The sequence below is a fragment of the Streptomyces sp. NPDC048659 genome, assembly GCF_040650575.1.
Classification (GTDB): domain Bacteria; phylum Actinomycetota; class Actinomycetes; order Streptomycetales; family Streptomycetaceae; genus Streptomyces.
Genome location: NZ_JBEZHM010000040.1, coordinates 76,527 through 85,743, shown reverse-complemented (window position 1 = coordinate 85,743; position 9,217 = coordinate 76,527). Strand labels below are relative to the sequence as shown.

General features: G+C 73.2%; 9 protein-coding genes. 5 read left to right on the top strand and 4 right to left on the bottom strand.

Features of this window, described 5'->3' with window-relative positions; all coding sequences use genetic code 11:
• The 3 genes from wecB to AB0C99_RS26910 form a co-directional block, all read right to left on the bottom strand.
• On the bottom strand, positions 1-892 hold an 892-nt coding region (gene wecB / locus AB0C99_RS26920; protein WP_362480022.1), incomplete at its 3' end, for a UDP-N-acetylglucosamine 2-epimerase (non-hydrolyzing).
• Between the two features lie 152 nt (positions 893-1,044).
• Positions 1,045-1,731 carry a response regulator transcription factor gene (locus tag AB0C99_RS26915; RefSeq protein WP_362480019.1) on the bottom strand — a complete coding sequence of 229 codons (687 nt, stop codon included), beginning with the start codon at positions 1,729-1,731 and terminating at the stop codon, positions 1,045-1,047.
• Positions 1,728-2,915, bottom strand: a complete 1,188-nt coding sequence (locus AB0C99_RS26910; RefSeq protein ID WP_362480016.1) for an ATP-binding protein — start codon at positions 2,913-2,915, stop codon at positions 1,728-1,730. Before AB0C99_RS26910 ends, AB0C99_RS26915 begins: the two co-directional genes overlap by 4 nt.
• Before the next feature lie 101 nt (positions 2,916-3,016).
• On the opposite strand from AB0C99_RS26910, the gene AB0C99_RS26905 reads away from it, so the two are divergent.
• Complete coding sequence (locus AB0C99_RS26905; RefSeq protein ID WP_362480014.1) at positions 3,017-4,189, top strand: ATP-binding protein; 1,173 nt, start codon at positions 3,017-3,019, stop codon at positions 4,187-4,189.
• A 146-nt stretch (positions 4,190-4,335) separates the two neighbouring features.
• Here the strand turns inward: AB0C99_RS26905 and AB0C99_RS26900 are convergent, their stop codons facing one another.
• Positions 4,336-5,358, bottom strand: coding sequence for a rod shape-determining protein (locus AB0C99_RS26900; protein ID WP_362480012.1), 1,023 nt, complete (start codon positions 5,356-5,358; stop codon positions 4,336-4,338).
• Positions 5,359-5,459: 101 nt separating this feature from the next.
• Between AB0C99_RS26900 and AB0C99_RS26895 the strand changes: the two genes are divergently transcribed.
• The 4 genes from AB0C99_RS26895 to AB0C99_RS26880 all read left to right on the top strand — a co-directional run bounded on the left by AB0C99_RS26895 (position 5,460) and on the right by AB0C99_RS26880 (position 9,126).
• Positions 5,460-6,971, top strand: coding sequence for a folylpolyglutamate synthase/dihydrofolate synthase family protein (locus AB0C99_RS26895; RefSeq protein WP_362480009.1), 1,512 nt, complete (start codon positions 5,460-5,462; stop codon positions 6,969-6,971).
• A gap of 3 nt (positions 6,972-6,974) precedes the next feature.
• On the top strand, positions 6,975-7,331 hold the full coding sequence (locus AB0C99_RS26890) for a DUF4233 domain-containing protein (RefSeq protein WP_362480006.1): 357 nt from the start codon (positions 6,975-6,977) through the stop codon (positions 7,329-7,331).
• A 62-nt stretch (positions 7,332-7,393) separates the two neighbouring features.
• Positions 7,394-7,807, top strand: a complete 414-nt coding sequence (gene ndk, locus AB0C99_RS26885; RefSeq protein WP_362480004.1) for a nucleoside-diphosphate kinase — start codon at positions 7,394-7,396, stop codon at positions 7,805-7,807.
• Between the two features lie 299 nt (positions 7,808-8,106).
• Positions 8,107-9,126, top strand: a complete 1,020-nt coding sequence (locus AB0C99_RS26880; protein WP_046905593.1) for a rod shape-determining protein — start codon at positions 8,107-8,109, stop codon at positions 9,124-9,126.
• Positions 9,127-9,217: the final 91 nt, after the last annotated feature.

The following is a 9,217-nucleotide window of genomic DNA, read 5'->3' as shown; positions in this document are numbered from 1 at the left end:
GCGGGCGGCCGAGGACGGTGGTCTCCTCCTGGACGCCGCCGGAGTCGGAGACGATCAGGGCCGCGTGCCGGGCCAGCGCCAGGAAGGTGCCGTAGCCGGCCGGGGGCAGCACGGTCACGCCGTCGAGCAGCGGCAGCAGCCCGGCGGCCTCGACGCGGGCCCGGGTGCGCGGGTGCAGCGGCAGCACCACGGGCAGCTCGCGGGCGAGGGCGGCCAGCTCGTGCAGGACGGCGCCGAGCGCGAGCTCGTCGTCGGTGTTCTCGGGGCGGTGCACGGTCGCCAGCACGTACCGGTCCGTGTCGAGGCCGTGGGCGGCCAGCAGCCGGGCGCGGTCCTCGGCCGCCGGGAGGTGGTCGCGTACGGCTTCGACGACGGGGTTGCCGGTGACGGCGATCCGCTCGTCCGGGACGCCCTCGGCGAGCAGCAGCTCGCGGTTGTCGGGGGTCGCGGCGCACAGCACGTCGGCGAGGCGGTCGATGAGGACCCGGTTGTGCTCCTCGGGCATCGCCCGGTCGTGGCTGCGCAGCCCCGCCTCCACGTGGACCAGGGGCAGGTCGCGGGCGTTGGCGGCCAGCGCGCCCGCCAGCGCCGCGTTCGTGTCGCCCTGGACCACGACCGCCAGCGGCGGCTCGGCGGCGAAGAGCTCGTCCAGCCCGTGGAGCGCGGCGGCGATCTGCACGGCGCGCGGCTTGCCGCCGACCCCGGTCAGGTACTCCGGCTCGGGCAGCCCCAGCTCCGTCAGGAAACCACCCGACAGCTCCTCGTCGTAATGCTGCCCCGTGTGCACCACACGGGCGGCCGGACCGAGCACACGGATCAGCTCGGCGAGCTTGACCAGCTCCGGGCGGGTACCGAGGACGAGGGCGACACTACGGGCGGGAAGAGTCTTCATGCCTCCAAGCTGCGGGTCGATGGTCGCGCGCAGCGGTGATGGACGGTTGTCCTACGGTTGCGGTGTCGTCGGACCCGTCGGAGCGGGACGTACGGCCGGGACTTTGGTCCCGTCGCCGTGGTGTTCCGCGTCACCCGGGGCTCACTCGGGGCTCAGCCGGAGCTGTCGTAACGGTAGCCCAGCCCCCGGACCGCCTCGATCGGGTCGCGGGCCTGCGGGCCGCCGGTGGCACGGAGCTTACGCCGCAGCCGGAGCACGGCGAACTTCACCCGGTCCCGGCCGATGGCCGTCGTGTCGTCCCAGACCTGGTCGAGGAGCTGCTCGGTGGTGACGACCCGGCCCCGGTTGCGGACCAGGAGCTGGAGCAGCCGGTACTCGATGTCGCTGAGCCGGATCTCCCCGCCGTGCCAGATCGCGGAGCGGCGCTCGGGGACCAGCCGCAGGTCCTCCTCGACCGGCTCGCCGGCCCAGTGGCCGGGGCCCGCGCGGCGCAGCAGGGCCTCGACGCGGGCCAGCAGCTCGTCCTGCGCGAAGGGCTTGACCAGGTAGTCGTCGGCGCCGGAGCGCAGCCCGCGCACCCGGTCGTCGACGGCGCCGAGCCCGGACAGGACGAGGACGGGCAGGTCGCTCATGTCCCGGGTCCGGTCGAGCACCTGCCAGCCGTCGAGCTCCGGCAGCAGCAGGTCGAGCACCATGAGCGCGGGGTGCTCGGCGAACAGCAGCCGCAGCCCCTCGCGCCCGTCGGCGGCCAGGGAGACCTCGTAGCCGCGCCGGGTGAGCAGCACGCGCAGGGCGAGCGAGAGGTCGGGGTCGTCCTCGACGATGAGCACCCGGGTCATCGTCCGGCGGCCCCGTCCTGCGCACCCCGCGGGTCCCGCGGGTCCCGTGGGTCCCGCGCGCCCTCGCCGCCCAGGGGCAGCCGGACGGTGAAGACCGCGCCCGGGCGGTCGTCGCGGTCGCGGACCGTGATGGTGCCGCCGTGCAGGCGGACCGCGTCCAGGGCGCCCGCGAGGCCGAGGCCGGTGCCGGGGAAGCCGCCCCGGCGGGCGTTGGGGGCGCGGACGAAGGGGGTGAAGATCTCCTCCTGGTACTCCAGCGGGACGCCGATGCCGGTGTCGCGGACCTGGATCGTCCAGTGGCCGTCCCCGGGCCGGCCGATGATCTCGACCCGCCCGTCCTCGGGGGTGTACCGCAGCGCGTTGGCCACCAGCTCCTCCAGGGCGGCGGCCAGCAGGTGCGGGTCGGCGTGCAGGAGCGGGCCGTCGGACGGGCAGTCGGCGACCAGGTACGGGGTGCCGTCGGCGGAGCGCTGGAGGGCCTCAAGCGCCACCCACTCGATCAGCTCGTGGACCGCGAGCGGCGCGGGCCGGGGCGCCTCGGCGGGCGCCCCGGCGGCGGCGTTCGGCAGGTTCTCGGCGACGGTCTGCATCCGGCGGGCGTTGCGGCGGATCGCGTCGACGAACGCGGCCTGCTCGGGGTCGAGGTGCCCGCTGGCCGGTTCCAGGAGCAGTTCGGCGAAGCTCAGCACCGTGGCGAGCGGGGTGCGCAGCTCGTGCAGCGCGCGCCCGGCGAACGCGGCCCGCTCGTCGGCGAGCGCCGCCAGCTTGCGGACCTGCTCGTACATGCCCTCCCGGGCCTCGTGCTGCCGGGTGACGTCCTCGATCAGCCACAGGTGCCCGAGGAAGTCCTCGGCGTGCCCGACCGGGGCCCGGCGGCGGCGCAGGGTGCGGCCGTCCCGCAGGTGGTAGTCGGCGGTCCGGGTGACGGGGGCGCGGGTGCGCGACTCCTCCAGCAGGCGGCGGCGTTCGTCCGGCCGGTCGAGCAGCCCGGCGACGTGGTCGAGGAAGGGGCCCGGGGCGGTGCCGGGGGAGAGGTCGAGGTCCTCGGGCAGCCGCAGCAGCCCGGCGACCCGGCGGTTCGCCCGCACGATGCGCAGGTCGCGGTCGACGAGGACGGCCGCCTGGGGGAGGGCGTCGAGCACGGCGGCCGTGGCCGCCAAGGGGCCTTGGGATGCTTCGTACACATTTCAGAGTCAAACAGCAATCAGGGCGAAGTGCCTGATCTCACAACAGACGGGACTTCAGGTCCACCGCGAAGGGACGAAGGACCCTGGATGATGGGGGCATGTTCCGCCTTCCCGCCCTCCCCGCGCTGCGCCGCCGCGCGGACCGGTGGGCCGTGTCGCGCCGGGCCATGGACGTCGTCGCCGCCGTCAGCGCCTTCTGCCTGATGGTCCTGGACGTGCCGGGGCTCGCCCGCGCCGACAACTCGCTCACCGGCATCACCGCGACCCTGGTCCTCGCGGCCGGCGCGGCCACGCTCGTGCTGCGGCGGAAGGCGCCCTGGGTGCCGTTCGTGGTGGCGCTGTGCCTGATGGGGTGGCTGCACGAACTGACGATGATCCAGTTCGCGCTGTACTCGCTCGGGCGCTTCCGGGGCCGGCGGCCCGCCGTCCTCGCCACGCTGCTGTACGTGGCCGCCGCGTACGTGCTGTTCAACCTGCCCGGCTGGCCGGCCAAGCACGGCGAGACGCTGAGCGAGTTCCTGAGCCTGGTCGTCCCGATCGGCGCGCTGGCGGCGGGTGTCGGCATCGCCGCGTACCGCCAGGACCTCGTCCTCGCCCTCCAGGTCCAGCGCAGCGAGTCGGCGGCCCGGCAGGCCGTCCAGGAGGAGCGGATCTCGGTCGGCCGGGACGTCCACGACCTGGTGGGCCGCGAGCTCACGGTGCTCGCGGTGCGGGCCGAGGTGCTGGCCGTACGGGCCCGGGGCGAGGCGCACCGGAAGGACTTCGAGGAGCTCGCGGACACCGCCCGGCGCGCGCACCACATGCTCAACGAGACGATCGTGCGGCGCGCGGACGGGGCCGCCGCCACACCCGGTCTCGAAGGGCTCGCCGCGCTGGCCGAGGAGAGCGAGCGGATGGGCAGCCCGGTGGAGCTGACGGTCGCGGCGGAGGCGAAGGCGCTGTCGCCGCTGCGGCAGACGGCGGTGCACCGGGTGGTGCAGGAGTGCCTGACCAACGCGGCCAAGCACGCGCCCGGCCTGCCGGTGACCGTCTCGATCGCGGTCGAGGGCCGGGACCTGCGGATCGAGATCCGCAACCCGCTGCCCAAGACCCCGCCGGACCGCGCGCCCGTCTCGACCGGGACCGGGCTGTTCTCCATGACGGAGCGGGTCGGCAGCATGGGCGGCTCGCTGCGCGCCCGCCGCGAGCACGGCGCGTACGCGGTGACGGCCCTGCTGCCGACCGGCTTCCCGCAGGAGCCGACGGGCATCCGGCAGGGCCCGGAGGGCTGACGGCGGGGGCTGACGGCGGGGGCCGACCGGTCTCCGGCGGGTGCCGACGGGCTTTCCGCGAGCCCCGACCGACTTCCGGCAGGCCCCTTCCCGCAAGGCCCCGCCGACCGTCGGCGCACGACGCGTGAGGCGCGCCCCACGGGCCGTCAGCGCACCACCTCCGCCTTCCCCAGCACCCGCTGGAGCGCGTCGAACTCCTCCACGCAGCGGCCCGAGCCCAGGGCCACGCAGTCCAGCGGGTCGTCGGCGACGAAGACCGGGATGCCGGTGGCCGAGGCCATCCGGAGGTCGAGGCCGGGCAGCAGGGCGCCGCCGCCGGTGAGCACGATGCCGTGCTCCATGACGTCGCCCGACAGCTCCGGCGGGCACTCCTCCAGGGTGACCCGCACCGCCGCGATGATCGCCTCCACCGGCTCGTCGAGCGCCGCCCGCACCTCGGGCACGGTCAGCTCGACCGTGCGCGGCAGCCCGCTGACCTTCTCGCGGCCCCGCACGGTGAAGGTGGACTCCTCGAACTCCTCGCCGCCCGGCACCGGCCACGCCGAGCCGATGGCGATCTTGACGTCCTCGGCGGTCCGCTCGCCCACCAGCAGCGAGTGCTCCTTGCGCACGAAGTCCGCGATGGCGGTGTCCAGCCGGTCGCCGCCGACCCGCAGGGACTGGGCGGTGACGATCCCGCCGAGCGAGATCACGGCCACCTCGGTCGTACCGCCGCCGATGTCGACGACCATCGAGCCGCGCGGGTCCGAGACCGGCAGGCCCGCCCCGATCGCCGCCGCCATCGGCTCCTCGATCAGGTGCACCGCCCGCGCGCCCGCCGAGCGCGAGGCGTGCACGATGGCCCGCCGCTCGACCGGGGTCACCCCGCTCGGCACGCACACCACCATCCGGGTGCGCGGGCGCCGCCGCCCGGGGACGGCCTTGCGGACGAAGTGCCGGATCATCTCCTCGGCGGCCTCGTAGTCGCTGATCACGCCGTCCCGCAGCGGGCGGATCGCGGTGATCGAACCGGGGGTGCGGCCGATGGTCTCCTTGGCCTCCGCGCCGACCGCGAGCGCCGTGCGCGAACCGGCCTGGACGGCCACCACGGAGGGCTCGTTGAGGACGATGCCCTGGCCACGGGCGTAGAGGAGGGTGTTGGCCGTGCCGAGGTCGATACCTATGTCCATGATCGCCAAGTTTGCCCGGCGGGCCCGGCGGGCGGTGGGCCGAAGGTCCCGAATGGGGTGGGTCCAACGTCCTGTCGGCCCCCCTCCGTAGACTGAGGGGCGTGAGTGAGCCGAGCGACCGCAGCGACGACCAGCCCGATGTCTTCGACGACATCATCGACACCGAGACCGACCGGGACCCCGACCTGGCGGTGATCGAGGCGGGCAGCCGTACCCTGCGCGCCGTGTCCGGCCCGCCGCAGGGCGACCCCGTCCCCTCCCGCCCGCTCGACCCCGAGGTCGACAAGGCGCTGCGGGACGTGGAGACGGAGCTGTCCACCCGCTGGGGCGAGACCAAGCTGGAGCCCTCGGTCACCCGGATCGCGGCCCTGATGGACGTGCTGGGCGAGCCGCAGCGCGCGTATCCCTCGATCCACATCACCGGGACCAACGGCAAGACCTCCACCGCCCGCATGATCGAGGCCCTGCTCGGCGCCTTCGACCTGCGCACCGGCCGCTACACCTCGCCGCACGTGCAGACCATCACCGAGCGGATCAGCCTGGACGGCGCCCCGATCGAGGCCGAGCGCTTCGTCGAGACGTACCGGGACATCCAGCCGTACGTGGAGCTGGTCGACACACGCGAGGAGTACCGGCTCTCCTTCTTCGAGGTCCTCACCGCGATGGCGTACGCGGCCTTCGCCGACGCCCCGGTCGACGTGGCCGTCGTCGAGGTCGGCATGGGCGGCACCTGGGACGCGACCAACGTGATCGACGGCTCCGTCGCCGTCGTCACCCCCATCGACCTGGACCACACCGACCGGCTCGGCGACACCACGGGCGCCATCGCCGGCGAGAAGTCCGGGATCATCAAGCAGGACGCCACCGTCATCCTGGCCCAGCAGCCGGTCGACGCGGCCCAGGTGCTGCTGAAGAAGGCCGTCGAGGTCGACGCCACCGTCGCCCGCGAGGGCATGGAGTTCGGCATCGTCTCCCGCGAGGTCGCGGTCGGCGGCCAGCTGCTGACCCTGCGCGGCCTGGGCGGCGAGTACGACAACGTGTTCCTGCCGCTGTACGGCGCGCACCAGGCGCACAACGCGTCGGTGGCGCTCGCCGCCGTCGAGGCGTTCTTCGGCATCGGCTCGGAGCACGCCCGCACCCTGGACGTGGACACGGTCCGCCGGGCCTTCGCCCAGGTGGCCTCGCCGGGCCGCCTCGAAGTCGTGCGCTCCTCCCCGACGGTCATCCTGGACGCCGCGCACAACCCGCACGGCGCCCGCGCCACCGCCGACGGCATCACCGAGTCCTTCGGCTTCTCGCGGCTGATCGGCGTCGTCTCCACCAGCGGCGACAAGGACGCCCGCGGGCTCCTGGAGGCATTCGAGCCGATCTTCGCGGAGGTCGTGGTGACGGCGAACTCCAACCCCCGGGCCACCGACGTCGACGCGCTCGCCGCGATCGCGGTCGAGGTCTTCGGCGAGGACCGGGTGGTCGTGGAGCCGCGGCTCGACGACGCCCTGGAGGCGGCGATCACCCTCGCCGAGGAGCAGGACGAGTACGCGGGCGCGGGTGTCCTCGTGACCGGTTCGATCTTCACGGTCGGCGACGCCCGGCTGCTGCTGAAGCGAGGCTGACCGATGCGCACGCTCTGCTCCTCGACGCTGATCGGCGAGTTCTTCGTGATCGGTTTCGCCGGTCTGGTCGCCATGAAGGACGACTCCCTGGAGATGTCCACCGTCTGGACGGTCTGCGGGATCGCCATGGCCCTGTCGGTGCTGCTGTGCGGGATGATCACCCGTCCGGGCGGTGTGCAGCTGGGCTGGGTCCTCCAGCTGGGCCTGGTCGCCAGCGGTTTCTTCGTGCCCGTGATGTTCTTCCTCGGCGCGGTCTTCGCCGTGCTGTGGTGGGCGTCCGTGCACTACGGCCGGAAGATCGACGAGATCAAGGCGGGCTGGGCCGCCCGGGAAGGCTCCGCAGGACCTGACGCTGCGTGATCGTGGTGGGTGCGGGCCCTGTAATCTCAAGGCCCGCACAGTTTTTCCGAAGGAGTTCCCCCGTGAGCCAGCGCACGCTCGTCCTGCTGAAGCCCGACGCCGTCCGCCGTGCCCTGATCGGCGAGATCATCGGCCGCATCGAGCGGAAGGCCGGCTGGACCCTCGCGGCCCTGGAGCTGCGCGAGCTGGACCAGGAGACCCTGGAGCAGCACTACGGCGAGCACAAGGGCAAGCCGTTCTACGAGCCGCTGATGGGCTTCATGGCCTCCGGCCCGGTCGTGGCGCTGGTCGTCGAGGGCGAGCGGGTCATCGAGGGCGTGCGCGCCCTGGCCGGCCCGACCGACCCGATCGCCGCCGCCCCCGGCTCCATCCGGGGCGACTTCGGCACCATCGTGCGGGAGAACCTGATCCACGCCTCGGACTCCGAGGAGTCCGCCGCGCGCGAGCTGAAGATCTTCTTCCCGGGCCTCGTCTGAGCCGGCCCACCCCGGTTGACCGCGTGTCAGCCGATCAGCGCCACCCCCTGGGGCGACCGAAGGAATTTCGGTCGCCCCCAGGCATATGAACGCCAATCCCGGGAACGGATCGCCGCGTCCTACCGTCACCTATACAGAGGTGGGCAGAGGCGGTCCGCCGCGCGGTATCCGGGCGGTCGGCACTACGATGGAAAACTCCACGCCGTACCTCCTCAGCCACTACCTCGCCGACCTGAGAAGCCGTCAACGCTCCGCTAGGGAAGGCCCGACGCATCCTCATGGGAAACAAGGGGAACTCAATGTCGTTCATCGGCCGTGACATGGCTGTCGACCTCGGGACCGCCAACACGCTGGTGTACGTCAGGGGTCGAGGCATCGTTCTGAACGAGCCGTCCGTCGTCGCGATCAACACCAACACCGGCGGCATCCTCGCGGTGGGCGCCGAGGCCAAGAAGATGATCGGCCGGACGCCCGGCAACATCGTCGCCGTGCGCCCGCTGAAGGACGGCGTGATCGCCGACTTCGAGATCACGGAGCGGATGCTCCGCTACTTCATCCTCAAGATCCACAAGCGCCGCTACCTGGCCCGCCCCCGGGTCGTCGTCTGCGTGCCCTCCGGCATCACCGGGGTCGAGCGCCGCGCCGTCATCGAGGCGTCCACCCAGGCCGGCGCCCGCCAGGTGCACATCATCGAGGAGCCCATGGCCGCCGCCATCGGCTCGGGCCTCCCGGTCCACGAGGCCACCGGCAACATGGTCGTCGACATCGGCGGCGGCACCACCGAGGTCGCCGTCATCTCCCTCGGCGGAATCGTCACGGCACAGTCCATCCGGGTGGCCGGCGACGAGCTCGACAACGCGATCATCCAGCACATCAAGAAGGAGTACTCCCTCCTCCTCGGTGAGCGCACCGCCGAGCAGATCAAGATCACCATCGGCTCGGCCTACGACCTCGACCAGGACGAGCACACCGAGATCCGCGGCCGCGACCTCGTCTCGGGCCTCCCCAAGACCGTCGTCATCTCCGCCGCCGAGGTCCGCAAGGCCATCGAGGAGCCGGTGAACGCGATCGTCGACGCGGTGAAGACCACCCTGGACAAGTGCCCGCCGGAGCTCTCCGGTGACGTCATGGACCGCGGCATCGTTCTCACCGGTGGCGGCGCCCTGCTGCGCGGCCTCGACGAGCGGCTGCGCCGCGAGACCGGGATGCCGATCCACATCGCCGAGGACCCGCTGGACTCGGTGGCCCTCGGCTCCGGCAAGTGCGTCGAGGAGTTCGAGGCCCTCCAGCAGGTCCTCGACGCCCAGCCCCGCCGCTGACCCGGCACCGCGCGACCGGCCCGTGAGGGCCGGCCCCGACAACTCCATCCACCCCCGGGCCCCCGGGCCCGGGGCGCGTCACCCCCCGTAA

Excerpts from the sequence above, each read along its gene's own strand:
- AB0C99_RS26915 (WP_362480019.1), bottom strand. The coding sequence starts at position 1,731 with ATGACCCGGGTGCTCATCGTCGAGGACGACCCCGACCTCTCGCTCGCC.
- AB0C99_RS26905 (WP_362480014.1), top strand. The coding sequence starts at position 3,017 with ATGTTCCGCCTTCCCGCCCTCCCCGCGCTGCGCCGCCGCGCGGACCGG.
- AB0C99_RS26900 (WP_362480012.1), bottom strand. The coding sequence starts at position 5,358 with ATGGACATAGGTATCGACCTCGGCACGGCCAACACCCTCCTCTACGCC.
- AB0C99_RS26890 (WP_362480006.1), top strand. The coding sequence starts at position 6,975 with ATGCGCACGCTCTGCTCCTCGACGCTGATCGGCGAGTTCTTCGTGATC.
- AB0C99_RS26880 (WP_046905593.1), top strand. The coding sequence starts at position 8,107 with ATGTCGTTCATCGGCCGTGACATGGCTGTCGACCTCGGGACCGCCAAC.